Origin of the sequence: Paracoccus contaminans, from assembly GCF_002105555.1 — a bacterium.
GTDB classification, from domain to species: Bacteria; Pseudomonadota; Alphaproteobacteria; order Rhodobacterales; family Rhodobacteraceae; genus Paracoccus; species Paracoccus contaminans.
Genome location: NZ_CP020612.1, coordinates 1,708,329 through 1,732,673, shown reverse-complemented (window position 1 = coordinate 1,732,673; position 24,345 = coordinate 1,708,329). Strand labels below are relative to the sequence as shown.

Sequence of the window (24,345 nt, the reverse complement as noted above, 5' to 3'; positions counted from 1 at the left end):
CCCGCACTGCGCGCCGACATGAAAACGGCCTGCCCGCAGGCAGGCCGCAAGCCATTGGCCGTAGGATCGCCCCCTCAGCGGGGCGCGATCATCATCACCATCTGCCGGCCTTCCAGCTTGGGCATGGATTCGACCTTGCCCGCCTCGCCGACGTCATCGCGAACGCGGTTGAGCAGTTCGACCCCAAGCTGCTGGTGCGCCATCTCGCGCCCGCGGAAGCGGAGAGTGATCTTTACCTTGTCGCCCTCCTCCAGGAACTTCATCACCGAACGCATCTTGACATCATAGTCATGGGTATCGGTTCCGGGACGGAACTTGATCTCCTTGATCTCGATCGTCTTCTGCTTCTTGCGGGCCTCTGCCTCACGCTTCTGCTGTTCGTACTTGAACTTGCCCAAGTCCATGATCTTGCAGACCGGCGGCACGGCGTTGGGCGAAATCTCGACCAGATCAAGTCCGGCCTCTTCTGCCATGGCGATCCCGCGGGCAGGTGTCACGACCCCGACATTCTCGCCATCAGCGCCGATCAGGCGGATTTCGGGAACGCGGATGCGTTCATTGGTACGGGGGCCGGTATCGCGGGTGGGCGGAGCGTTGTGCGGGCGGCGAGCTATGGGCGTGGTCCTTTGATGGTTGGAAACCTTGCAGCCGAGATAATAAAATGCCGTGCCGGTTTCAACTGCGATCAGGCAGGGCACGGCATGCCGGCCGGCTTTTCGCCTGCCTTTTCGACGACTTTCCGCGCGGCCGGCGCTATGCGATAGGAAAGCCGGCCGGCCGGGCCGATCTTTGGTGGAGCATGGTGATGTCGCGTCTTGCAACGATGATTCTGGTGATCGTCCTGATGCTGGCCGGGGTGTGGCTGTGGGAATCAAGGGCGCATATGCCGCTGCTGGCCGGCGCGCCGTCCCTGCCGGCGCCCCCATCCCCCGCCCCCCTGGCGCCCCCCTCCCCCGCAGTGCCGGCCGAGGCCGCCGATGCGGCGGGCGAGGCTGCCGACGCTGCCGCCGATGCCGCCGCCATCGCCGCTGATGCCGCGGCCGAGGCCGCCATCGCGGCCGCGGACAGCGCCGCCGACGCCGCCGCCGATGCCGCGCGCGGGGCCGATGCGGGCAATGCCGCCCGTGCCGTTGCCGCCTCAAGGCAGGCGGGCGCGGCCGCCGATGCCGCCGCCGATGCCACGCGCGAGGTTGCCGGCGCCCTGCGGGGCGGCGGCGGTGACACCCTCCTTCTCAGCCCGCAGGGTTATGATCCGGCGGCGGTCGAGGCGATGATCGCGGCCAGTAGCCTTGATCCCGCTCGCAAGGATGGCCTGCTGGCGGCCCTGCGCGGCGCCGCCGGCGATCCGCAGCGCCTGCAGGAGGCGCTTGGCCAGGTGAGGGCGGCGCTGCAGTGACCCAGCCCCAGCCGATGATCCGCCCCAGTCCCGCCGATCCGCAGGGGCTGATCGAACCCCCGCAGGCGCCCCCCCAGGCCGCCCCGCCGGCCCAGCCCGTTGCGCCCGTCCCGCTGGACAGCTTTCTTGCGCAGCCGGGCGATCATCTGGCGCCCGGCCCCATCGCCATCATCCTGATCGAGGACGAGGTCGAGATCGCCTCGACCCTGGCCCATCACATGCAGCTGGGCTTTCGCAAGATCCTTGCGCTGTCGCCGCAACCGCTGACCGCGAATCAGAAGCCGTCGGATCCCAAGGGGCGGGTTCTGAACCTGCTGTTCGATTCGCGCCGGCCTGGTGCGCATGTGCGCGCCGTCAACACGGTCATCGGCAAGCTGCCCGCGGACAGCTGGATCTATTACGGCTACAATGCCGAATACCTGTTCTATCCGTTTTCCGAAACGCGCACGATCGGCGAGATGCTGGCCTTTCACGCCGAGGAACGGCGGCGGGCCATGCTGACCTATGTCATCGATCTTTATGCCCCCGACCTGAACCGCCACCCCGATGCCGTCAGTGTGGGCGAGGCGATGTTCGACCGCTCGGGCTATTACGCGCTCGGCCGGTCCGACCGGCAGGGCGGCAGGCGGGAACGGCAGCTGGACTTCTTTGGCGGCCTGCGCTGGCGGTTCGAGGAACACCTGCCCCCCGACCGCCGCCGCATCGACCGCATCGCCATCTTCCGCACCGAGGCAGGGCTGCGCCTGCTGCCCGATCACCGCCTTTCGGTCGAGGAAATGAACACCTACGCCTGTCCCTGGCACAACAACCTGACGGCGGCGGTCGCCTCGTTCCGGGTGGCCAAGGCGCTGGCCCGCAACCCCGGCTCGCGCACGCAGATCCGCTCGTTCACCTGGCGCGGCTCTCATCCGTTCCGCTGGAACTCGCACCAGCTGATGGAACTGGGGCTGATGGAACCGGGCCAGTGGTTCTAGCCTGAACGCGCCGCCCTGACATCGGCCAGGCGGATTGCCGCGGCGCTCTTGCGATAAACGGCCGCCCGATGTTACATCGGGGGCCGATCACCCTTTCCGGCGCTTGCCGGCCCCGCAACCGGAACGAACAGGCAGGCGCAGCCCCATGGCCATGGAACAGACCCGCTTCGACAAGGGCGACCTGCTGGCCTGTGCGCGGGGCGAGCTTTTCGGCCCCGGCAATGCCCAGCTGCCCGAGCCGCCGATGCTGATGATGGACCGCATCACCGACATCAGCGAGGATCGCGGCGCCCATGGCAAGGGCCATGTCGTGGCCGAGTTCGACATCACGCCCGATCTGTGGTTCTTTGCCTGCCATTTCCCCGGCAACCCCATCATGCCCGGCTGCCTCGGCCTTGACGGTCTGTGGCAGCTGACCGGGTTCAACCTTGGCTGGCGGGGATGGAAAGGGCGCGGCTATGCCCTTGGGGTCGGCGAGGTCAAGCTGACCGGCATGGTCCGGCCCGACCGCAGGATGCTGACCTACAGGGTCGATTTTACCAAGGCCGTGCAGACCCGCCGCCTGACGATGGGCGTCGCCGACGGCATCGTCGAGGCCGATGGCGAGGTCATCTATCAGGTCAAGGACATGAAGGTCGCTCTTTCAGAGAGCTGACCCGCAAGGAGGCTGCCATGCGCCGCGTCGTCATCACCGGGCTGGGCATCGTCTCGCCCATCGGCAACAACGCAGGCGAGGTCACCGACAGCCTGCGGCAGGGTCGTTCGGGGATCGTGTTCGCGCCCGATCATGCTGAACACGGCTTTCGCAGTCAGGTCGAGGGCCGCCCGACCATCGACATCGCCGCCCATGTGGACAAGCGCGACCTGCGCTTCATGGGCGAGGGGGCGGCCTGGAACTTCATCGCGATGCAGCAGGCGGTGGCCGACAGCGGGCTGGAGCCGGGCGAGGTGTCGAACCCGCGCACCGGGCTGATCATGGGGTCGGGCGGGCCGTCCACCGCCAATTTCTTCCAGGCGCATCAGACGGTGATCGAAAAGGGCGCGCCCAAGCGGATGGGGCCGTTCATGGTCACCCGCTGCATGTCCTCGACCAACTCGGCCACGCTGGCGACGCCCTTTGCGATCAAGGGGGTGAACTATTCGATCACCTCGGCCTGCTCGACCAGCGCCCATTGCATCGGCAACGGGGTCGAATTGATCCAGATGGGCAAGCAGGACGTGGTCTTTGCGGGGGGCGGCGAGGAGCTGGACTGGACGCTGTCCTGCCTGTTCGACGCCATGGGGGCCATGTCCTCGAAATACAACGACACGCCGCAGACGGCGAGCCGCCCGTTCGACGCGACGCGCGACGGTTTCGTCATCGCCGGCGGCGGCGGGGTCGTCGTGCTTGAGGAACTGGACCACGCCCTGGCCCGCGGCGCGCGCATCTATGCCGAGGTGACGGGCTATGGCGCGACCTCGGACGGCCATGACATGGTCGCGCCCTCGGGCGAGGGGGGCGAGCGTTCGATGCGGCTGGCGCTGTCCACCCTGCCCGAAGGGCGGCAGATCAGCTATGTGAACGCGCACGGCACCTCGACCCAGGCGGGCGACGTGACCGAGATCGAGGCCCTGCGCCGCGTCTTTGGCGAGGGGCGCGTGCCGCCGGTGTCGTCCACCAAGGCCCTGACCGGCCACAGCCTGGGCGCGACCGGCGTGCATGAGGCGATCTATTGCCTGCTGATGATGCAGCACGGCTTCATCGCGGCATCGGCCAACATCACCCAGCTTGATCCCGCCATCCATCCGGGTGAAATCGCGCAAAGCCGCATCGACGACGTGGCCTTTGACAGCGTGCTGTCCAACAGCTTCGGCTTTGGCGGCACCAACGCCACGCTGGTCATGTCGAGGTTCCAGAGGTGACAATGCTGCTGCAGGGCAAACGCGCGCTTGTCATGGGCGTGGCCAATGACCGCTCCATCGCCTGGGGCATCGCCAGGGCGCTGGCCGCGCAAGGGGCCGAGCTGGCCTTCAGCTATCAGGGCGAGGCGTTCGGCAAGCGCGTCGAGCCGCTGGCCGCATCGCTTGGCTCGGACGTTCTGGTGGACGTGGACGTGACCGACGACGCCTCTCTGGACAGGGCCTTTGCGGCGCTGGCGGAACGCTGGGGGCATCTCGACATCCTCGTTCACGCCATCGCCTTTTCCAGCAAGGATGAGCTGACCGGCCGGTTCGTCGATACCAGCCGGGCGAACTTCAAGAACTCGCTGGACATCTCGTGCTATTCGCTGATCGAGGTGGCGCGCCGGTCGCTGCCGCTGATGAACGCGGGCGGCACCATCCTGACGCTGACCTATGGCGGGTCGAACCGGGTGACGCCCTTCTACAACGTCATGGGCGTGGCCAAGGCGGCGCTGGAATCGGCGGTGCGCTATCTGGCGAACGATCTTGGCCCGCAGGGCATCCGCGTCAACGCCATCAGCCCCGGCCCGATGAAGACGCTGGCCGGCGCGGCGATCGGCGGCGCGCGCAAGACCTATCGCCATACCGAGGCGAACGCGCCGCTGCGCGCCAATGCCACGCTTGAGGCGATCGGCGGGACGGCGGTGTGGCTGGCATCCGACTGGGGCGCCTGCACGACGGGCGAGGTTGTCCTCGTCGATGGCGGCTATCACGTTCTGGGGATGCCGCAGTCCGATAACCTGTGACGCCGGACCGGGGCCCTGCCCCGGACCCCGGGATATTTGCGTGCAGAAGAAAGGGCGGGCGATGGGCGTGGCATTCTTTCAGGCAGGGGACGGCGCGCGGCTGGCCTATCGTGACGAGGGGCAGGGCCTTCCGGTGCTGTGCCTTGCCGGGCTGACGCGCAGCATGGACGATTTCGACTATCTGGCCCCCACGCTGGCGGATTGCCGCATGATCCGCATGGATTATCGTGGCCGCGGGCAATCGGACTGGACGGGCGCCGCGACCTATACCGTCCCGCAGGAAGGGGCGGACGCGCTGGCGCTGCTCGATCATCTGGGGATCGAACGGGCGGCGATCATCGGCACCTCGCGCGGGGGGCTGATCGCGATGTATCTGGCCGCGGTTGCCAAGGACAGGCTGCTGGGCGTCTGCCTGAACGATGTCGGCCCGGCGCTGACTCGATCGGGGCTTGAGGCGATCATGGATCATGTCGGCCGCCGCCCCACCGCCCGCACCCTGGGAGAGGTGGCCGAACGCCTGCCAATCGCGCTGCGCGGCTTTGGCGCGGTGCCCGAGGGCCGCTGGGCCGAGGAGGCGGCACGGCTGTATCGGCAGGCCGATGACGGGGTGGACCTGACCTATGACCCGGCGCTGCGCGACAGCTTTCTGGCGGCGATGAAGAACCCGGATGCGACCGCCTGGCCCCTGTTCGACGCGATGGCGGGCCTGCCGCTGGCACTGATCCATGGCGCGGGATCGGACCTGCTGTCGGACGAGACGGTCGCCGAGATGCAGCGGCGGCGCCCGGACATGATCTATGGCAAGGTGCCGGGGCGCGGGCATATCCCGTGGCTGGACGAGGCGGAGAGCGTTGCGGTGGTCAGGGCGTGGGTGGAGGCGGTGGGGCGCGGCGCTAGCTGACTGGGGGTCTGTAATGGTGTCGACGGACGCCAGGTCGAGGCGCTGCAGCGAGGCGCACTCGGCGCCTTAGCTGGGAGTGTTGTCGGCGCGGTTACGCTCGATCACCGTGACCTGATGCGCGGGGTTGCGCAGCTTCATCGAGATAGCGAAGGAGAGACCGGCCGGACCGCCGCCGAGGCACAGGATCTTCATGTGAGGCTCCCCTTTGGGGGAGCGTGGCATGGGGGAAGGGGTGTTTCAAGCTTGAGGATTTACCAGTTCCGCGTTTGAATGAGTTCCTCCCTTTCGGCCTCAACTTGCTCACCAAGATTCTTAAGCTCGTCAACTAGCCCTGAGTGTTCTACATTGACTGGATCGTACTCTATCACTTTGAGATTTCTGTTTAGCCTGAGGGAAGACTTCTCATCTTCATGCATGCCAATCGCGGTGAGATAATAATGCGGGACCGCAGCTACGGAAAAATCGTAAGCGTATTCTTCGAGGAGCAAAGTTAAATCCGGATCGGATCGACCGCATCCAAAAAACAAGAAAGTCTCCGTGCGGAGCGCAGCGGACATCAGGTTATAAAACGCACTGAATCTGGCACGAGCTTTCGCATAGTCTCTTTGGGTAAAGATCATTGAGTCAGGATTTGCCACGCCGCCGTGCACCTTAAGGATATACCTCTTGTCTCCGCGCATAATTTCCCATACGTCAGCATCGGAATAGTTTCTTTATTACGCACGTTCCCGAAGTAACGGACTGAGCCGCACGCTCGTATATGTCATCGAAATTCAAAGTGAAAACCAGCCTCGCGTCTAGTGAGACAATGCGGTAATGTATGTCCGCGGGCGAAAAACCCGGGTCCTGAAAGATCTCTCGGACCACGGTCGTCCACTCTTCATCGCAATGCTTTTTAATCCATTCACAAGCATGCAACATATCTGCTGCCGCGATTGCGTCACAAATATGTGTGCCGTCGACAGTGGCCGGTACGCGGAGGACGGCAAGCTTCAAAAATTCTCGCCACGTCGGTGGCTTGACGTCCCCCCGACCCCTCGAATGCTTCGACACGCCCGAACCAATTACAATTACAGCCCTTCGCCGGGCCAGCGCTTTGATTAACTGCGGAGGCCACTCAACCATTATTCCACCCGAACCAGAAGCGATTCCCCAACCTTGGCGAAGGTTTCCAGAGAGTCTCGAACTTTCTGGAAATGCGCTCCGACAACACCATCTTTACCCTGCAGGCGAAACACAGGCTTGTGCTTAGATTGTGACATTGGAATTAGGCTAAATAAATTCGGCACTGTCCCCAACTCGTAAGGCGGTTCCGGCCGGTCATCCTCGCTAAGCGATGAATGGATAACATCGTCGATCCGGCTCCTTATTTGCTCATATGCTGAAACAGCTCGAAGCTCGCCGTCTCGCTGTCTCTTCGCTAGATACTGCTGGGAGACATAACCAAGAAACATCGCGCCGGGAGGACTCGCAACGGTTAACCGGCGCCCTTTTTGCTCCAGCCGCTCCGTTCCGTTTTTCCACTCGGATTTCCAACCCTCCATCCACTTTGCAATATTTTCAAAATCTCGCAGTGAAAAAATATCAATCGACATCGGGCTGAGAAAGTAGTCGGCGCTCAGGAGGACTGCTCTGTTTATTGCACCGAGCGAAGGCCCGACGTCTACAAAGACGTAATCGTATTGCCCGAGACGGCTCAATAGTTCGCTGAAGACTAGTGAAGCCTTCATACCCCGCACTTCACTTGCCTTTACATCAGTCCAATCTCTCGAAAGCATGTCCTCAGTCAACGCAAGCCGCGGATCACCCGGAATTACGTCGACTCCGAAACTCCTGGACTTCCGGAAGCTGATTCGCTTCGCGAAACCTTCACCCTCAACCAGCGGATCAATTACCGACTGTAGAGTAAATCACTCCCGAAGATCATAGAGTTTCTCAATCACCGCATCTTCGAAAAGATACTGAGTCGCATTGCATTGCGGGTCTGCGTCAATGATACAGACATTTTTTTTCTTCTCGTGCGCCAGATACGCCGCAACGTTGCAAAGGAGCGTTGTCTTTCCGACGCCGCCCTTGTTATTAAAAAAGGCAATAGATTTCACCCCCACACCCCCTCAAACTCCCGCCATTCCCCCTTGCTCATGCCGCTATCCTCCTGCGACACGACCTCCCCGCGCAAGCGCCGTTTCAGCACCTCCACCCCCTTCGCGCTCAACTGCACCCCGCCCATGCGGTAATCCTCGAATGCTGCCCAGGCGGCGGGCACCCAATCCCGCGTGATCTGCGCCATCACGTCGGCATAGACGCGGATCTCGTATTGCGCATGGGCATCGGCGCGCAGGCGCAGGAAGCCCAGCAGGTTGTGCAGGTCGGTTTTCCAATACCATTGGGTATAGACATTCGCCGGCAGGTTCATGCGCGCCAGCTCGCGCGCCAGGCCCTGCTGGCCGTCCTGGCTCAGCATCGCCTCGTAATGGTCATAGGCGCGGGTGGCGTCGTCCCGCAGCCAGTCGAGGACGCGCTGCGCCTCGGCCCCCTCCAGCACATCGCCGCGGCCCTGGCGGTTGACGCGCGCCTGCGCCGCGAGCTGTTCGGGGGCGGGGATGTAGAATTCGCGGTCGAGGATGGAATAGCGGGCGCTGATCTCGTTCACATTGGCGGTGCGGTGGCGGATCCACTGGCGCGCAACGAAGATCGGCAGCTTGACGTGGAACTTGGCCTCGCACATCTCGAACGGGGTGCTGTGCCAATGGCGCATCAGATAGCGGATCAGGCCGGCGTCGTCGCTGACCGCCCTGGTGCCGCGGCCATAGCTGACGCGGGCGGCCTGCACGATAGCGGCGTCGCCCCCCATGTAGTCGATGACGCGGACAAAGCCGTGATCGAGCACCGGATGGGCGGTGTAGAGGCGCGCCTCCATCCCCTCGGATACGGGCCGCCGCGTGGATGCCGCGGCGGCGCGCTCTGCGTCGATCTGGGATTGCTGGTCGGGGGTCAGGGGCATGGCGGCTCTCGGGCAGGACGTGATCGGTGCCGATTGCCACAGCCGCCGACCATGCGCGAGTCGAATGGGCCGCTTGGCAACAAGGCGGTCGCCATGCCAAGCACAGGGGTAGCCGCCGTCAACGGCCGGCCAAGCCCGAGGAGTGCCGCGATGAAAGTGAAATACCTGCACACGATGGTCCGCGTTGAGGATCTGGACGCCAGCATGCGGTTCTATCAACTGCTCGGCCTGCGCGAGATCAGGCGGATCGACAACGATCAGGGGCGATTCTCGCTGGTGTTCATGGCGGCCGAGGGGGACGAAAGCGCCCCGGTCGAGCTGACCTGGAACTGGGACGGGGATGAGGGCCTGCCCTCCGACAGCCGCCATTTCGGCCATCTGGCCTATGAGGTCGAGGACATCTATGCGATGTGCCAGCACCTGATGGACAACGGCGTGACCATCAACCGCCCCCCGCGCGACGGGCACATGGCCTTTGTGCGCAGCCCCGACAATGTCTCGGTCGAACTGCTGCAGGCCGGGGCGCGGCTGGCGCCGCAGGAACCCTGGGCCAGCATGGGCAATACCGGCCACTGGTGACGGCCCCGTCGCCGCCCAGTAGATGTCGCCGCCTAGTAGATATAGCGGATCTGTTCGGACCAGAAGCGTTCGACCCGGCGCCATTGCTGGTTGACCAGCCTCAGCGCCGGGTCATCCAGCACGCCCGAGGCGTGCAGCCCGACGGCGTGGCGGGCGAACAGCGTGCCGACCGTCTCGCGCACGGCCTCGCCCCGCGGGGTCAGGCGCACGCGCACCGACCGGCGATCGGTTTCGCTGCGCTGGTGGTGGACATAGCCCATCTGCACCAGTTTCTTGAGATTGTAGCTGACATTGGAGCCCTGATACATCCCGCGAGAGCGCAGCTCTCCGGCCGTGACCTCGGCATCGCCAAGGTTATAGATCAGCAGCGCCTGGACAGGGGTCAGATCCCCCTGCCCCAGCCGCTCGAATTCGTCCTTGACCAGATCCAGCATCAGCCGGTGCAGCCGGTCGAGGATCTGCAGGCTTTCAAGATAGTCGTGCAGGGTCCGCAGCAGGCTTTCGTCACCGTCCGGGCCGGCCGGGTGCGCCTGATCGGAAAAGGATGGGTGCAGAACGGCAAGTCGTGTCATCGAAGCATCCGCATGAACGTCACGTTCCTGCAAGGCTAGGACGAAAGACCCAATATTCGGTTAAGCGCCGCGCATTTTCTTCAGCCGCCCGGCGGCATGGCGCGCGATTTCATCCAGCATGGGGCCGTGATGATCGGGGCCTGCCGTCCCCCCGCGCAGCCGCGCCGTCACCCAGGGATACAGATCCTGGTCGTTTTCCGCGATCAGCCGCTCATAGGCATCCAGCGAGGCCGCGTCCATCGCGGCCAGTTCGGCATCGGCAAAGGGACCGAGGATCAGGTCCATCTCGCGCATGCCGCGCCGCCAGCTGCGCATGCCCAGCCGCTTCAGCCTTGCTTCGCGCTCATCCATGCCGCCCGCCCCCTGCGCGCTTGCGGCGCAGCCGTGCCGCGCCTATCACCACCGGGCCACCCCAAGGGATCGCGCCGATGAGCTTTCTGTCCGAGACGCTGGCCCGCGTCAAACCCTCGCCCACCATCGCCATGTCCAACCTGGCCCGCGAACTGGCGGCCGAGGGGCGCGACATCATAAGCCTGTCGGCGGGCGAGCCCGATTTTGACACCCCCGCCCATATCCGCGAGGCGGCAAAGGCCGCCATCGATGCCGGGCACACCCGCTATACGGCCGTGGACGGGATCGCCCCGCTCAAGCAGGCGATCTGCGACAAGTTCGCGCGGGAAAACGGGCTGGAATACCGGCCGGGCCAGATCACCGTGGGCACGGGCGGCAAGCAGGTTCTTTATAACGCGCTGATGGCCACGCTGAACCCCGGTGACGAGGTCATCATCCCCGCGCCCTACTGGGTCAGCTATCCCGACATGGTGGCGCTGGCGGGCGGCACGCCCGTGGTGATCGCCGCCGGGATCGAGGCAGGCTACCGCATCACGCCCGACCAGCTTGCCGCGGCCATCACCCCCCGGACCAAATGGGTGATCCTCAACTCTCCGTCCAACCCCACGGGCGCGGGCTATGACGAGGCGCATATGCGCGCGCTGACCGATGTGCTGATGGCCCATCCGCATGTCTGGATCATGTCGGACGACATGTATGAACATCTGGTGTTCGACGATTTCCGCTTTGTCACGCCCGCGCAGGTCGAACCGCGGCTGATGAACCGGACGCTGACCGTGAACGGCGTCAGCAAGGCATATGCGATGACCGGATGGCGGATCGGCTATGCGGGGGGGCCGGCCGAGCTGATCGGGGCCATGGGCACCATCCAGTCGCAATCGACATCCAACCCCTGTTCGATCAGCCAGCATGCCGCGCTGGCGGCGCTGACCGGGCCGCAGGACTATATCACCGAAAGCCGGGCGGCGTTCCAGCGGCGGCGCGACCTGGTCGTTTCGGGGCTGAACCAATGCGCAGGCATCGATTGCCCGACACCCGAAGGGGCCTTCTATGTCTATCCCTCGATCGCCGGGCTGATCGGGCGCAAAACGCCGGATGGGGCCGCCATTGCCGACGACCGCAGCTTTGCAATGGAACTGCTGAACGCCACTGGCGTCGCGGTGGTGTTCGGCGCGGCCTTCGGCCTCAGCCCGCATTTCCGCATCAGCTATGCCGCCTCGGATGCGCAGCTGGCGGATGCGGTCGAACGCATCCGCGGGTTCTGCGGCAGCCTGGCCTGACCGGGCGGGCGGGGTCGGGCTGGAACCTGCATCCCCTGCAGGCGTTCGGGTGGCAGAACTGTTGAAAGGACTGTCCCTGATGCTTTCGCATAATGCGCTTGTCGTGGTCGCCGATGGACACCAGGCCATCCTGTTTCGCAATGTCGCCCCCCAGGGGATTGAGCTGAGCGAGCTGGAACGGCTTGGTCCCAAGCACTTGCAGGATGAAAGTCAGGGCAAGCAGCCTGAGGAGACGACCCCCAAGGACGAGGACGAGGCGACCTTTGCAAAACAGCTGGCCGAGCGGCTGAACCGGATGGCCCTGCAGAACAAGATCGAGCATCTGGTCATCATCGCCGACCCGTCCACCCTGGGCACGATGCGCAAGCATTACCACAAGGTGCTTGAACAGAAGCTTGTCCGGGAACTGTCCAAGACGCTGACCTCGGCCAGCGCGACGGATATCGCAGCGGCGCTGAGCTGACGCAGGACGATCTCCCCTACGCCTTCAGCACCGGGCAGATGGTACTGGTGGGGCTGATCGCAACCGTGGTCGCGGCCCTGCTGATCCTTGCCCTGCTGCATCTTTATTACCGTCCGCCCTCACTCAAGGGGCGGACGGTTTCCGCGGCCTTGCCGCCCTCGCCCCAGACAAGGATCGGCCATGCCGCCCTGACCGCCGGGGCCGGGCATCCCGGCACCAGCGGCGTTGTCGCGCTCAGCGACGGGCTGGATGCGTTCGCGGCGCGGGTTGCGCTGATCCAGGCGGCTGAACGCTCGCTGGATCTGCAATACTATATCTGGCAGCACGACCTGACGGGGCTGTTCCTGCTCAACGAGGTGCGCAAAGCGGCCGAGCGGGGCGTTCGCGTGCGCATGCTGCTGGACGACAACGGCATCCCGTCATCCCTGGATGCCGATCTTGCCGCGCTGAACAGCATGCCCACCGTCGAGGTGCGCCTGTTCAACCCCTTCATCCTGCGCTGGCCCAAGACCGCGGGCTATCTGTTCGATTTCGTGCGGCTGAACCGGCGGATGCACAACAAGCTGATGATCGCGGATGGCGCGGCCACCATCCTGGGCGGGCGCAACATCGGCGACATCTATTTCTCCTATGGCGCAGGCCCTCATTACCTCGACACCGATGTTCTGGCCGTCGGCGAGGTCGCGGCCGAGGCGGGCGCCGATTTCGACCGCTACTGGGCCAGCCGATCGGCCTATCCGGCCGAGCGGATCCTCACCCGCGGCCGCGCCGCGCCGCGGGGCAGGGCCGATCTGCGCACCGCCTTGGCCGAGGAAAAGGCCCAGTCCTATCGGCAGGCGGTGCAGACGCGCCCCTTGGTCGCCGACCTGATCGCCGGGCACCTGGCGCTGGACTGGGTTCCGGTTCACCTGGTCAGCGATGATCCCGCCAAGGGCTTGGGCCTGGCGCGCAGCCGCGATCTGCTGTTCGCCCAGCTGATGCGGCTGATCGCCAGCCCCCGCAAATCGGTCGATATCGCCTCGGCCTATTTCGTCCCCGGCAAAAGCTTTACCCAGCGCCTGGTGCGGCTGGTGAATGAAGGCGTCCGCGTCCGCATCCTCACCAATTCGCAAGAGGCGACGGATGTGCTGGTGGTCCATTCCGCCTATGTCAAATACCGCCCCGCGCTGCTGGAGGGCGGCGTGCGCCTCTATGAACTGCGCGCGACGCCCGCCCAGCCGCGCGAGCGCGCGCGCGGCACCTCGACCCGCGCCAGCCTTCATTCCAAGACCGTTTCGGTGGACGAGGAACGGGTATTCATCGGCTCGTTCAACTTCGATCCGCGTTCGGTCGTGCTGAACACCGAAATGGGCGTGATGATCGACAGCCCGCGGCTCGCCCGCGAATTGACGGCCGGGTTCGACGAGGTCCTGCCCCAGCTCAGCTATGTGCCGAAGCGGGATGAATACGGGCTGATCCAGTGGCATGAACCGGGCAACCCGGCCGGAACGGCCCATCTGGCGGAACCGGGCACCAACCGGGTGCAGCGCCTGATGCTGTGGCTGCTGGGGCGGCTGCCGATCGAATGGTTGCTGTAGGGCGCCCGGCGGCCCGCATGTCATAACGCCCGGCACGACAGGGCATCCGGGCTTGTCAGCTGCGCAAAAGGCAGGCATGCGGCAGGGCAGCCCCGCGCCGGGAACCGCCCTGCCAGCCCTGTTCAGGCCACCGGATGCCCCTTGGCCGTGCGGCGGGCGGCATGCAGCAGCGGCTCGGTATAGCCCGAGGGCTGCTCAACACCTTTGAGGATCAGATCGCGCGCTGCGGTGAAGGCAGGCCCGTCCAGCGCCGGCGCCATGGGGCGATAGGCCGGATCGGCCGCGTTCTGGGCATCCACCTTCTGCGCCATGCGGGCCAGCGAATCCTCGACCTGCGCCGGGGTGATCACGCCGTGCAGCAGCCAGTTCGCCAGATGCTGCGACGAAATGCGCAAGGTCGCCCGATCCTCCATCAGCGCGACATCGTTGATGTCGGGCACCTTGGAACAGCCGATGCCCTGATCCACCCAGCGCACCACATAGCCCAGGATCGACTGGCAGGAATTGTCGATCTCGCGCGCGATCTCGTCAGGGGACAGGTTGCGCCCGCCCAGCAGCGGCGGGGTCAGCAGCGCGTCGCGGCCCGCCCTTTCCCGGCTGCGCAGGCTGTCTTGCACAGCGGCAACCGACACCTGATGATAATGGATCGCATGCAGCGTCGCCGCGGTGGGCGAGGGCACCCAGGCGGTATTCGCCCCAGCCCTGGGATGGCCGATCTTGGCGGCCAGCATGTCGGCCATGTCATCGGGCTTGGCCCACATGCCCTTGCCGATCTGGCCCCTGCCGGCCAGCCCGACCGCCAGCCCGGTATCGACATTGCCGGCCTCATAGGCGGCAAGCCAGGGCTGGTCCTTCATCTGGTCCTTGGGAACCACGGGGCCGGCCTGCATCGAAGTATGGATCTCGTCGCCGGTGCGGTCCAGAAAGCCGGTGTTGATGAACACGGCCCGATCCTTCACCTTTTCCAGACAGGCCGCCAGGTTGGCCGAGGTGCGCCGTTCCTCGTCCATGACGCCCAGCTTGACGGTGTTTGCAGGCAGGCCCAGCACCTGCTCGACCCGCGCATAAAGGTCGTTGGCAAAGGCGACCTCGTCCGGGCCGTGCATCTTGGGCTTGACGACATAGATCGACCCGGTGCGCGAATTGCGCCCCCCCTGCGGCCCCAGATCATGCATCGCGGCGGCCACCGTGACCATGGCATCCATGATCCCCTCGGGCGTTTCCTGCCCGTCCATCAGCACCGCATCGGTGGTCATCAGATGGCCCACATTGCGCACCAGCAGAACCGCGCGGCCCGGATGCGTGACCGTCCGCCCCTGCGGATCGGCATAGGTCACGTCGGGGTTCAGGCGGCGGGTCATCTGGCGCCCGCCCTTGTCGAATGTCTCGGCCAGATCGCCCCGCATCAGCCCCAGCCAGTTGCGATAGACGGCGACCTTGTCCTCGGCATCGACGGCGGCGACGCTGTCCTCGCAATCCTGGATCGCGGTCAGGGCGCTTTCGATCACCACATCGGCGATGCCCGCCGGATCGGCCTTGCCGATGGCCGAATCGCGATCCACCCTGATGCGCAGCAGCAGGCCGTTGACGCGCAGGAACACATCCTCGCCCGCCATGCCGGCGAACTGGGCCGGATCGGCCAGCCCCGTTTCGCGCCCGCCCGCCGTCACGCGCAGCGCGCCGCCGCCCGGCAACAGGGCGGTGACATCGGCCCAGCCCGCCCCGTCCAGCGGCGCGACCTGGTCAAGATGCCGGCGCACCCAGGCGATGACCTCGGCCCCGCGGGCCGCGTCATGGCCGCCGGGCGCCGCCTGGCCGGGAATCGCATCCGTTCCGTACAGGGCATCATAGAGCGAGCCCCAGCGCGCATTGGCCGCGTTCAGGGCAAAGCGCGCATTGGACACCGGCACGACCAGCTGCGGCCCGGCGACCTGCGCCAGTTCGGGGTCAACATCGGCGGTGCCGACCGTGAAGGGGGCGGGTTCGTCCACCAGATAGCCGATCTCGTGCAGGAACGCCTGATAGGCCGCCGCGTCATGGGGCTGTCCGCGGCGGGCTCGGTGCCAATCGTCGATCTGCGCCTGCAACGCCTCGCGCCGTTCCAGCAGCGCGCGGTTGCGCGGGGCCAGATCGCGCAGCAGCGCGGCATAGCCGTTCCAGAACTGCTGCGAGGTCACGCCGCCGGTCAGCACCTCGTTGTCCACCAGATCGGCCAGCGGGGCCGCCACCTGCAATCCGGCGCGATCGACATATCGGGTCATGGCTGTCCTCGTGTTCATGGGTTCCGACGGACATAGCGCTTGTGCGTCGCCCTCGTGACACCCGGCCGTTTTTTTTCCATGATCCGGCAAGAAGCGGAGAGTGAGCCATGGCGGAAAAGGACGGCGTTCAATCGGTGGTGCGGGCGCTGACGCTGCTGCGGCTGATGGCGCAGGGCGAGGGCGGCACGCGCCTGTCCGACCTGGCCCGCGCGGCCGGCCTGCCCGTGTCCACCGCCCACCGCTTGCTGACGACGCTGGAACAGCAGGGCTTTGCGCAGTTCGAGCCGGCCGCCTCGGCCTGGCATGTGGGGCGCGAGACGTTCTCGACCGGGATGGCCTATGGCCGCCGGCTCAGCTTTGTGGCCCCCGCGCTGCCGATGCTGCGCCGGCTGCGCGATGCCACGCGCGAGACGGCGAATCTGGGCATCCTCGACGACGACCACCTCGTGACGGTCAGCCAGGTGGAAAGCCGGGAAATCCGCCGCGCCCTGTCGCCGCCGGGCCGGCGGGTGCCGGTTTTCTGCTCGGCCATGGGCAAGGCGATCCTGGCGACATGGCGCGACGAGGAGGTGCTGGCCCTGGCGGCCCGCGCCGGGCTGCCGCCGCTGACATCGAAAAGCCTGCGCACGCCCAAGGCGGCGATGGCCGACATCGCCCGCACCCGCGCCCGCGGCTGGGCGCTGGACGACGAGGAGTTCAACCTCGGCATGCGCTGCCTTGCGGCGGTGGTCTGGTCGCCGCAGGGCGAGGCTGCCTGCGCGATTTCGATTTCCGGGGCGGCGGCGCGGCTGACCGCCGACCGGCTTGAGCCGCTGGGTGAACGGGTGGCGCAGGCAGCGGCGGCGCTGACCGCGCTGCTGGGCGGCGCGCCGCCGGCCGAGCTCTAGTCCTGCCGGCCGATCGCCTCGGCAAAGGCGGCGCCAAAGCGGTCGAGCCGCGCCCCGTCCAGATAGCGCCCCAGATCGGCCGGCCTGTCCTGCGCGATGCGCCGCAACAGCGAGGGGCTGAGCGACAGCGGCTTTCCAGTCCCGTCGGTGCCGCGGGCCAGATCGCGCGCCGCTGCCTCGAGCCGGTCGTAAAGCGCCCCCGCATCGCCCCCCGCCAGCGCGCGGCGGGCCGGGTGCATGGGGGCGGGCGGCGCGCCGGCGATGATGGCCAGAAAGGCCGCGCCATAGCTTTCCAGCTTTTTTGCGCCCACGCCGCCGATGCGGGCCATCGCGTCCAGCGTCTGCGGGCGCGCCCGCGCCATCTCGATCAGCGTGCGGTCTGGAAAGATGACATAGGCGGGCACCCGCTGCGATTCGGCCAGCGCGCGGCGCTTGGCCTTCAGCGCCGACAGCAGGGGCGCGTCCTCGTCATCGACCTGGGCGCGGACGACGGGATCGGGCCTGGCCCGGCGCACCAGATCACGGCGCAGCGTGACGGGGGTTTCGCCGCGCAGCACCGGATGGGCCGTGGCGGTGATGCGCAGCCCGCCATGGCGTTCGGGATCAGGGCGGATCAGGTCGCGCCCCAGCATCTGGCGCAGGATCGCCTGCCATTCGCCCTTTGGCACCGCCTTGCCGACACCGAAGGTCGGCAGCCGGTCATGGCCGCGCTGGGTGATCTTGTCGGTCGCCGTGCCGGTCAGCACGTCGATGATGTGCCCCTGCCCGAACCATTCGCCCGTCCGCAGGATCGCCGACAGCGCCATCCGCACCGGCTGGGTGGCGTCGAACAGCTCGGGCGGGTTGTCGCACAGATCGCAGTTGCCGCAGGGGTCAGAGGTTTCGCCGAAATAGGCCAGCAGATGCTGGCGGCGGCAGGCAGTCGCCTCGGCCAGGCCCAGCAGCGCATTCAGGCGGCCATGATCGGCCTCTTTCCGCTCGGCCGGGGCAAGCCCCTCGTCCACTTGCGTGCGGCGCAGGCGGATGTCGTCGGGCCCATACAGGGTCAGTGTTTCGGCAGGCGCGCCGTCGCGGCCGGCGCGGCCGATTTCCTGATAGTAGGACTCGATCGACTTGGGCAGGTCGGCATGGGCGACCCAGCGGATGTCGGGCTTGTCGATGCCCATGCCGAAGGCGACGGTCGCGGTGACGACAAGGCCGTCCTCGCGCTGGAAACGGCCCTCGACCTCGCGGCGCTGCTCGGCCTCCATCCCGCCGTGATAGGCGACGGCGGGGATGCCGGCGGCGTTCAGGGCGGCGTCCAGCGTTTCGGTCTTGGCGCGGGTGGCGCAATAGATGATGCCCGACTGGCCGCGCCGGGCGGCGGCGAAATCCATGATCTGCCGGCGCGGATTGTCCTTGGGCTGAAAGGCCAGATGGATGTTGGGCCGGTCAAAGCCGCGCAGGAATACCTGCGGGGCGCGCCCGTCGAACAGGCGGGCGACGATCTCATCGCGCGTTTCGGCATCGGCCGTTGCGGTAAAGGCGGCCAGCGGCACGCCCAGCGCCCGGCGCAGATCGCCCACGCGCAGATAGTCGGGGCGAAAATCGTGGCCCCACTGGCTGACGCAATGCGCCTCGTCCACGGCGATCGCGGTCACGCCCGCGCGGCGCAGCATCGGCACCGTCGCCCCCGATGCCAGCCGTTCCGGCGCCATGTACAGCAGCTTGAGCGTGCCGTTGCTCAGCGCCGCGAACACCTCGCCCGTTTCCGCCTCGGTGTTGCCGCTGGTCAGGGCACCCGCGGCGACGCCTGCCTCGCGCAGGGACCGCACCTGATCGCGCATCAGCGCAATCAGCGGCGAGATGACCACCGTCACCCCGTCCCGCATCAGCGCCGGCAGCTGATAGCACAGCGACTTGCCGCCCCCCGTGGGCATGATCGCCAGCACGTCGCGCCCCGCGGCGACCGCCTGAACGATCTCGCCCTGGCCGGGGCGGAAATCGTCGAACCCCCAGACCTCGCGCAGCAGGTCCTGCGGCATCAGTAGCCGAAGAAGAACCCGGCGTTGTTCACCAGCGCCCGCTGCAGGATGATGATGGCGATGAACACCACCAGCGGCGCCAGATCCAGACCGCCGAGGTCGGGCATGATGCTGCGGATCGGGCGATAGATCGGCTCCAGCGCCCGGTTCAGCCCGTCCCAGACCTGCGCGACCAGCGGCTGGCGCAGGTTCAGCACCTGAAAGTTGATCAGCCAGGACATGATGATGTGCGCGATCATGATGAACCACAGCACATCGAGGATCAGCATCAGCGCCTGGAACAGCGTGGTCATCGGGGGTCTCCGCGTCGGTCGGGGTTGAGGTAGGGGATCGCGGCCCCCCGCGCAAGCGCCGGACCGGGGGCCAGCCCCCGGACACCCGGGATATTCGGGACCGCCCGAACCTGCCGCGGGGTTGCGGTTGACCTGAGCCCGGCCCGCCGCTAGCGCCTCGGGCAACCCGGAGGCCCCGCATGTATCCCTTCCTGCGCTTTGCCCGAGAAGTCATCAATGCCCGCCGCGCCGCGCCCCTGCCGCCGCTGGGCGCGCATGTGTCCACCCACCGGGTCTGGCCATGGGACATCGACCCGTGGCGCGAGCTGAACAACGGCCGCACCCTGACGCTGTATGACCTGGGGCGGATTCCGATGTCGATCCGCATGGGGATCGTGGACACGATGCGGCGGAAGGGCTGGGGCTTTACCGTCGCCGGCAATTCGGTGCGCTATCGCAGGCGCATCAGGCTGTTCCAGCGGTTCACCCAGGTCAGCCGGACGCTCGGCTGGGACGGGCGCTTTCTCTACATGGAACAGTCGATCTGGATCGCGGGCGAATGCGCCAACCAGATGCTGCTGCGCGTCGCGATCGTGGGCGGCGGGCGCAAGGGGATCGTCAGCCCGGCCGCGTTCATGGCTGCGCTGGGCCATCACGGCGACAGCCCCGCCCTGCCGGCCTGGGCCGAGGCCTGGATCGCCGCCGAAGCGCAGCGCCCCTGGCCGCCCGTCCTGCCCGATGGGCTGGCGCCGCGCACGAAAGACTTGCCGGCCTGACGGGCCGCCGCGGAGGGCTTGCCAGCCCGAGCGGCTTTCTGCCTTATGCGCGCGACAATCCGGGGATGCCATGGACCGCAAACGCATCTGGGGCTGGTGGTTCTATGACTGGGCCAGCCAGCCCTATGCCACGCTGCTGCTGACATTCGTCTTTTCGATCTATTTCGCCGAGGTGGCGCAGGGGCGGTTCGTCCTGGCCGGCATGACGGCCGAAGGCGCAGGCGCGCGCGCGCAGGCGCTGTGGGGCTGGGGGCTGTCGGCCTCGGGCATCATCATCGCCGTGCTGGCGCCGATCCTTGGCGCGATCGCCGATCACAGCGGGCGGCGGATGCCCTGGATCTGGCTGTTCTCGGCACTTTATGTCGCGGGCGCGGCCGGGCTGTGGGTGCTGGCCCCCGGCGGCGCGGCGCTGGTCCCGGCGCTGGCGCTGTTCGGCCTCGGCCTCATCGGGATGGAATTCACGGCCATCTTCACCAATGCCCTGATGCCGACCCTGACCTCGCGCGAGGATATGGGCCGGGTGTCGGGGTCGGGCTATGCCTTCGGCTATGCCGGCGGTGTGGTGTCGCTGGTCCTGATGCTGGCGCTGTTCGCCGATAGCGGGCGCACGGGGCTGACGCTGCTGGGCCGCGCCCCGGCGCTGGGGCTGGACGGCGCCGTGCGCGAGGGGACGCGCTTTGTCGGGCCGTTCACCGCGATCTGGTATGCGCTGTTCATGGTGCCCTTTTTCCTGTGGGTGCGCGAGCCGCGCGGCCCGGCCCGGCCCATCCGCATCGGGGCGGCGCTGCGCGATCTGCGCGCGCTGGTGGGCAGCCTCGGGCGGCGCCGATCGCTCGCGGCCTGGCTGATCTCGTCGATGTTCTCGCGCGATGCGCTGAATGCGCTTTATGGCTTTGGCGGCATCTATGCGGCGACGGTGCTGGGCTGGCCGGTGATCTGGTCGGGCATCTTCGGCGTGGTCAGCGCGGTGGCGGCGGCGGTGATCTGCTGGCTGGGCGGGCGCGCCGACCGGCGCTGGGGCCCGCGGCCGGTGATCGCCTGCTGCACGCTGGCGCTGATCGCCGTCTGCCTGCTGGTCGTCGGCATGACCCGCACACAGCTGTGGGGCCTGCCCCTGCCGGCGGGATCGCGCCTGCCCGATGCGCTGTTCTTCGGCTGCGGCGTCGTCATCGGAGGCGCGGGCGGGATGCTGCAGGCGGCCAGCCGCACGATGATGGTGCGCCACACCGCGCCGGCGCGGGCGACCGAGGCGTTCGGCCTTTATGCCCTGTCGGGCAAGGCGACCGCATTCCTTGCCCCGCTGCTGATCGCGGCGGCGACGGCGGCGACGGGCAGCCAGCGCATCGGCATATCGCCGCTGATCGTGATGTTCCTTCTGTCGCTGGCGCTGCTAAACAGCGTCAACCCAGAGGGAGAACCCGATCCGTGATCCGCGCCCTGAAATCCGTCCTTGCCGCCGGCCTGCTGGCCGCAGCCGCCCTGCCCGCCGCAGCCGATCCGCTGGCCAAGGAGGTCTTTGGCGCCCAGCGCACCTCGAACGGCGGGCCGGCCGCGGCGATCGGTTTCTACAGCAAGGGCTGCGCGTCCGGGAATGTGCAGTTGCCGGAAACCGGGCCGACCTGGCAGGTGATGCGGCTGTCGCGCAACCGCAACTGGGGCAACCCGCAGCTGGTCGATTTCCTGGTCGGCCTGTCGCGGCAGGCGACGCAATACGGCTGGCGCGGGCTTTACATCGGCGACATGAGCCAGCCGCTGGGCGGGCCGATGGTCACCGGCCATGCCAGCCACCAGATCGGGCTGGATGCCGATATCTGGATGCTGCCGCCGCCGTCGCTGCACCTGACCGCGGCGCAGCGGGAAAAGATTTCGTCGCAATCCGTAGTGGCCAAGGGCGGAATTGCGCCCAGCCCGCTGTGGTCGGCCTCGCACCACGCGATCCTGCGCGCGGCGGCGATGGACCCGCGCGTCCAGCGGATCTTTGTCGATCCGGTCGCCAAGGTGGCGATGTGCAATGCCGAACGCGGCGATCGCGGCTATCTGCGCAAGATCCGCCCGATCAACGCGCATGATTACCATTTTCACGTCCGGCTGGCCTGCCCGAATGGCGGGTGCGAGGATCAGGACCCCCCGCCCCCCGGCGACGGCTGCGCCGAGGCCGCGCAGTGGATCGAGAACCGCATCCATCCGCCCAAGGCCGCGCCGCCCGATCCCAAGGCCCGCCATCCGCGCAGCCTCAGGCTCAGCGAACTGCCCCGCGCATGCCAGGCGCTCGTCACGCGCTGATCGCGGCGGCGGCAGGGCTGGCCTGGCTGGCGGCGGGGCCGGCAGCCGCCCGTGCCGACGTGGTGATCGACGCCCTGGGAATCTTTGTCTGGCACGAGGGCGATGCCGATTTCGGCGGCTTTTCGGGGCTTGAGCTGTCAGAGGACGGCAGCCGCTATTGGGCGCTGTCCGATCGCGGCACGATCCGCTGGGGCAGCGTCCAGCGCAGCCGGCAGGGCCGGATCAGCGGCCTGACGACCGCGGGCACCGCCCGGCTGCAGGACAGCCAGGGCCGCAAGCTGCAGCCGGGCTACAAGGGCGATGCCGAAGGGCTGGCCATCGACGCGCAGGGGCGGATGTTCGTCAGCTTCGAGGGGCTGGACCGCATCGCCCGCTATGACGATCCCGATCGGCCCGCGGTGCCGGTGCCGCCCGCCCCGTTCCTGCGTGCGCTGCAGCGCAACATGGGGCTTGAGGCGCTGGCCGTGACGCCCTCGGGCGATCTGCTCACCATACCCGAAGGCTGGTCGCAGGCTGATTCGGGCTTTCCCGTCTGGCGGCTGCGTGACGGGGCATGGAGCAACCCGTTCGACCTGCCGCGCGAGGATGGCTGGGCGCCGGTCGGGGCCGATGTCGGCCCCGACGGCAGGCTGTATGTGCTGGAGCGCGACTTTAGCGGGCTGCTGGGCTTTACCAGCCGCGTGCGCCGCTATGCGATGACCGACGAGGCGCTCGGCCCGCCCGAGACACTGATCGAATCGGTGCCGCGGCAGTATGACAACCTCGAAGGGATCGCCGTGTGGCGCGATGGCCAGGGCATCCGCGTCACGCTGATCTCGGATGACAATTTCCTGTTCGTCCAGCAGACCCAACTGGTCGAGTTCCGCGTCCGCGAACGCGCCGCGGCGGGCCGCCCGCTGGCCCTCTCGGCCCCGGCCGAGCCTGCATCGCCCCCGCCGCCACCTGCGCCGGCGCCGGGCCCGGCTGGCGCCGCCGCAGGCGCATCCCCGCCGCCGGCCCCCGGACCGGGCATCCTGGGCGCAGCTGTCTCTGCCCCCGCCCCCATGGCCGCGCCCGGGCCGGCTGGGAACCGTCCCCCTGTCCGTGCCGAATGACCGCTTGACGCAAGGTCCGGGCGCATCGTAAGCGCCCGGTGCCCGCATCCGGGCCGAGTTCTTCCGCCACCTTGTAAAACGGAACCCACATCCATGCGCCCTCTTGTGCCCGCGATCCTCGCGATGGCCGCCGTCGTGCTGTCCTCGAACATCCTTGTCCAGTTCCGCCTGGGCGACTGGCTGACCTGGGGGGCGCTGACCTATCCGGTCGCCTTTCTGGTCACGGACCTGACCAACCGCTTTCGCGGGGTGGGCGCGGCGCGCAAGGTGGTGCTGGCCGGCTTTCTGTTCGGGGCGGTCTGCTCGCTTGTCGCGGCGGGGCTGGACAAGACGACGCTGCGGATCGCCGCGGCCTCGGGGATTGCCTTCCTGACCGCGCAGCTGATCGATGTGACGGTCTTCGACCGGCTGCGGCGAAAGGCATGGTGGAAGGCCCCGTTCCTGTCCACGCTCGCCGGATCGGTGATCGACACCGTGCTGTTCTTTTCGATCGCCTTCGGGACGATGCTGCCGGCCGACATCAATACCGGCTGGGCCAATGAAGCGGTGCCGCTGCTGGGGCTGGGCCATGACGTGCCGCTGTGGGTGTCGCTGGGGCTGGCGGACTGGCTGACCAAGATGACGCTGGCCCTGCTGGCCCTTGTGCCCTATCGGGGCGCGGTCAACAAAATCTTGGCCGCGCATGCGGAAAACCCGTTGACTTGACCCGCGGCTGTGGCACCCTCTGCCGCGGCGAAGCCCAGCGAAAGGAGGTGGTCCAGTGTCGAGAGTGATGTTGGAGAACGGAGTCGGGACAAGCAGAAAGCCCTGTGCCTGAGGGCAGCCCCAATGGCGGCAGGGGTCGGCTTGGGACCGGGTTGAACCATCCCTAACCGGACCTTCTCCTTTGATCTCGCGGGTCGCCCCTTGGGGCGCCCGTTTTATTTCGTCCCGCCGAAATCGCGGGCAGGCTGTCAGTGGCAAG

At 67.1% G+C, this 24,345-nt stretch carries 25 protein-coding genes and 1 pseudogene; 16 read left to right on the top strand and 10 right to left on the bottom strand.

Annotated features, from left to right (window positions below):
* Nucleotides 1–74: 74 nt before the first annotated feature.
* Nucleotides 75–698: a translation initiation factor IF-3 gene (gene infC, locus B0A89_RS08165; protein WP_240558456.1), complete on the bottom strand. Its 624-nt coding sequence runs from the start codon at nucleotides 696–698 to the stop codon at nucleotides 75–77.
* Between the two features lie 107 nt (nucleotides 699–805).
* Here infC and B0A89_RS14630 point away from each other — a divergent pair, with 107 nt between their 5' ends.
* The 6 genes from B0A89_RS14630 to B0A89_RS08135 all read left to right on the top strand — a co-directional run bounded on the left by B0A89_RS14630 (nucleotide 806) and on the right by B0A89_RS08135 (nucleotide 5,958).
* The gene (locus B0A89_RS14630; RefSeq protein WP_157115288.1) at nucleotides 806–1,396 is read left to right on the top strand and encodes a hypothetical protein; all 591 of its coding nucleotides are present in this window, start codon (nucleotides 806–808) and stop codon (nucleotides 1,394–1,396) included.
* Nucleotides 1,393–2,370 (top strand): glycosyltransferase family 2 protein, encoded by a 978-nt coding sequence (locus B0A89_RS08155; protein ID WP_240558454.1) that lies wholly within the window; start codon nucleotides 1,393–1,395, stop codon nucleotides 2,368–2,370. Before B0A89_RS14630 ends, B0A89_RS08155 begins: the two co-directional genes overlap by 4 nt.
* A 145-nt stretch (nucleotides 2,371–2,515) precedes the next feature.
* Nucleotides 2,516–3,025: a bifunctional 3-hydroxydecanoyl-ACP dehydratase/trans-2-decenoyl-ACP isomerase gene (fabA, locus tag B0A89_RS08150; RefSeq protein WP_085377715.1), complete on the top strand. Its 510-nt coding sequence runs from the start codon at nucleotides 2,516–2,518 to the stop codon at nucleotides 3,023–3,025.
* 17 nt (nucleotides 3,026–3,042) lie between these two features.
* Nucleotides 3,043–4,272, top strand: coding sequence for a beta-ketoacyl-ACP synthase I (gene fabB / locus B0A89_RS08145; RefSeq protein WP_085377714.1), 1,230 nt, complete (start codon nucleotides 3,043–3,045; stop codon nucleotides 4,270–4,272).
* A 2-nt stretch (nucleotides 4,273–4,274) separates the two neighbouring features.
* The gene (locus tag B0A89_RS08140; RefSeq protein WP_205949810.1) at nucleotides 4,275–5,057 is read left to right on the top strand and encodes an enoyl-ACP reductase FabI; all 783 of its coding nucleotides are present in this window, start codon (nucleotides 4,275–4,277) and stop codon (nucleotides 5,055–5,057) included.
* A 61-nt stretch (nucleotides 5,058–5,118) separates the two neighbouring features.
* A complete protein-coding gene (locus B0A89_RS08135) occupies nucleotides 5,119–5,958 on the top strand; it encodes an alpha/beta fold hydrolase (RefSeq protein ID WP_085377712.1) in 840 nt (279 codons plus the stop codon).
* 66 nt (nucleotides 5,959–6,024) lie between these two features.
* Here B0A89_RS08135 and B0A89_RS15325 read toward each other — a convergent pair whose 3' ends face one another.
* The 4 genes and pseudogenes from B0A89_RS15325 to thyX all read right to left on the bottom strand — a co-directional run bounded on the left by B0A89_RS15325 (nucleotide 6,025) and on the right by thyX (nucleotide 8,962).
* Entirely contained in the window at nucleotides 6,025–6,150 is a 126-nt protein-coding gene (locus tag B0A89_RS15325) for a hypothetical protein (protein ID WP_276207454.1), read from the bottom strand.
* 59 nt (nucleotides 6,151–6,209) lie between these two features.
* Nucleotides 6,210–6,578, bottom strand: coding sequence for an SIR2 family protein (locus tag B0A89_RS08130; RefSeq protein WP_338045720.1), 369 nt, complete (start codon nucleotides 6,576–6,578; stop codon nucleotides 6,210–6,212).
* A gap of 504 nt (nucleotides 6,579–7,082) precedes the next feature.
* A pseudogene (locus tag B0A89_RS08125) lies at nucleotides 7,083–8,060 on the bottom strand (ParA family protein).
* Nucleotides 8,057–8,962 (bottom strand): FAD-dependent thymidylate synthase, encoded by a 906-nt coding sequence (gene thyX / locus B0A89_RS08115; protein WP_085377708.1) that lies wholly within the window; start codon nucleotides 8,960–8,962, stop codon nucleotides 8,057–8,059. Before thyX ends, B0A89_RS08125 begins: the two are co-directional and overlap by 4 nt.
* Nucleotides 8,963–9,112: 150 nt before the next feature.
* Between thyX and B0A89_RS08110 the strand changes: the two genes are divergently transcribed.
* Nucleotides 9,113–9,541 carry a VOC family protein gene (locus B0A89_RS08110; protein ID WP_085377707.1) on the top strand — a complete coding sequence of 143 codons (429 nt, stop codon included), beginning with the start codon at nucleotides 9,113–9,115 and terminating at the stop codon, nucleotides 9,539–9,541.
* Nucleotides 9,542–9,573: 32 nt separating this feature from the next.
* On the opposite strand, the gene B0A89_RS08105 is transcribed toward B0A89_RS08110, so the two are convergent.
* Together B0A89_RS08105 and B0A89_RS08100 are read right to left on the bottom strand one after the other, a co-directional pair.
* A complete protein-coding gene (locus B0A89_RS08105) occupies nucleotides 9,574–10,113 on the bottom strand; it encodes a MarR family winged helix-turn-helix transcriptional regulator (RefSeq protein ID WP_085377706.1) in 540 nt (179 codons plus the stop codon).
* 60 nt (nucleotides 10,114–10,173) lie between these two features.
* A complete protein-coding gene (locus tag B0A89_RS08100; RefSeq protein WP_085377705.1) occupies nucleotides 10,174–10,464 on the bottom strand; it encodes a succinate dehydrogenase assembly factor 2 in 291 nt (96 codons plus the stop codon).
* Nucleotides 10,465–10,541: 77 nt separating this feature from the next.
* Here B0A89_RS08100 and B0A89_RS08095 point away from each other — a divergent pair, with 77 nt between their 5' ends.
* The 3 genes from B0A89_RS08095 to B0A89_RS08085 all read left to right on the top strand — a co-directional run bounded on the left by B0A89_RS08095 (nucleotide 10,542) and on the right by B0A89_RS08085 (nucleotide 13,784).
* A complete protein-coding gene (locus tag B0A89_RS08095) occupies nucleotides 10,542–11,744 on the top strand; it encodes a pyridoxal phosphate-dependent aminotransferase (protein WP_085377704.1) in 1,203 nt (400 codons plus the stop codon).
* 79 nt (nucleotides 11,745–11,823) lie between these two features.
* Nucleotides 11,824–12,207 (top strand): host attachment family protein, encoded by a 384-nt coding sequence (locus tag B0A89_RS08090; RefSeq protein WP_085377703.1) that lies wholly within the window; start codon nucleotides 11,824–11,826, stop codon nucleotides 12,205–12,207.
* A 38-nt stretch (nucleotides 12,208–12,245) separates the two neighbouring features.
* Entirely contained in the window at nucleotides 12,246–13,784 is a 1,539-nt protein-coding gene (locus B0A89_RS08085; RefSeq protein ID WP_085377702.1) for a phospholipase D-like domain-containing protein, read from the top strand.
* A 122-nt stretch (nucleotides 13,785–13,906) separates the two neighbouring features.
* Here the strand turns inward: B0A89_RS08085 and B0A89_RS08080 are convergent, their stop codons facing one another.
* A complete protein-coding gene (locus B0A89_RS08080; RefSeq protein ID WP_085377701.1) occupies nucleotides 13,907–16,045 on the bottom strand; it encodes a malate synthase G in 2,139 nt (712 codons plus the stop codon).
* Between the two features lie 107 nt (nucleotides 16,046–16,152).
* Between B0A89_RS08080 and B0A89_RS08075 the strand changes: the two genes are divergently transcribed.
* A complete protein-coding gene (locus tag B0A89_RS08075; RefSeq protein WP_085377700.1) occupies nucleotides 16,153–16,932 on the top strand; it encodes an IclR family transcriptional regulator in 780 nt (259 codons plus the stop codon).
* Here the strand turns inward: B0A89_RS08075 and recQ are convergent.
* Nucleotides 16,929–18,956: a DNA helicase RecQ gene (gene recQ, locus B0A89_RS08070; RefSeq protein ID WP_085377699.1), complete on the bottom strand. Its 2,028-nt coding sequence runs from the start codon at nucleotides 18,954–18,956 to the stop codon at nucleotides 16,929–16,931. The genes B0A89_RS08075 and recQ overlap by 4 nt on opposite strands.
* Entirely contained in the window at nucleotides 18,956–19,249 is a 294-nt protein-coding gene (locus tag B0A89_RS08065) for a YggT family protein (RefSeq protein WP_085377698.1), read from the bottom strand. Before B0A89_RS08065 ends, recQ begins: the two co-directional genes overlap by 1 nt.
* A gap of 179 nt (nucleotides 19,250–19,428) precedes the next feature.
* On the opposite strand from B0A89_RS08065, the gene B0A89_RS08060 reads away from it, so the two are divergent.
* The 5 genes from B0A89_RS08060 (at nucleotide 19,429) to B0A89_RS08040 (ending at nucleotide 24,086) form a co-directional block, all read left to right on the top strand.
* Nucleotides 19,429–20,004 carry an acyl-CoA thioesterase gene (locus tag B0A89_RS08060; RefSeq protein ID WP_085377697.1) on the top strand — a complete coding sequence of 192 codons (576 nt, stop codon included), beginning with the start codon at nucleotides 19,429–19,431 and terminating at the stop codon, nucleotides 20,002–20,004.
* A 70-nt stretch (nucleotides 20,005–20,074) separates the two neighbouring features.
* Nucleotides 20,075–21,433, top strand: a complete 1,359-nt coding sequence (locus tag B0A89_RS08055; protein WP_085377696.1) for an MFS transporter — start codon at nucleotides 20,075–20,077, stop codon at nucleotides 21,431–21,433.
* Complete coding sequence (gene mepA / locus B0A89_RS08050; RefSeq protein WP_157115287.1) at nucleotides 21,430–22,287, top strand: penicillin-insensitive murein endopeptidase; 858 nt, start codon at nucleotides 21,430–21,432, stop codon at nucleotides 22,285–22,287. The genes B0A89_RS08055 and mepA overlap by 4 nt, the downstream gene beginning before the upstream one ends.
* Entirely contained in the window at nucleotides 22,263–23,381 is a 1,119-nt protein-coding gene (locus B0A89_RS08045) for an esterase-like activity of phytase family protein (RefSeq protein WP_085377695.1), read from the top strand. Before mepA ends, B0A89_RS08045 begins: the two co-directional genes overlap by 25 nt.
* A 93-nt stretch (nucleotides 23,382–23,474) precedes the next feature.
* A complete protein-coding gene (locus B0A89_RS08040) occupies nucleotides 23,475–24,086 on the top strand; it encodes a queuosine precursor transporter (RefSeq protein WP_085377694.1) in 612 nt (203 codons plus the stop codon).
* Nucleotides 24,087–24,345: the final 259 nt, after the last annotated feature.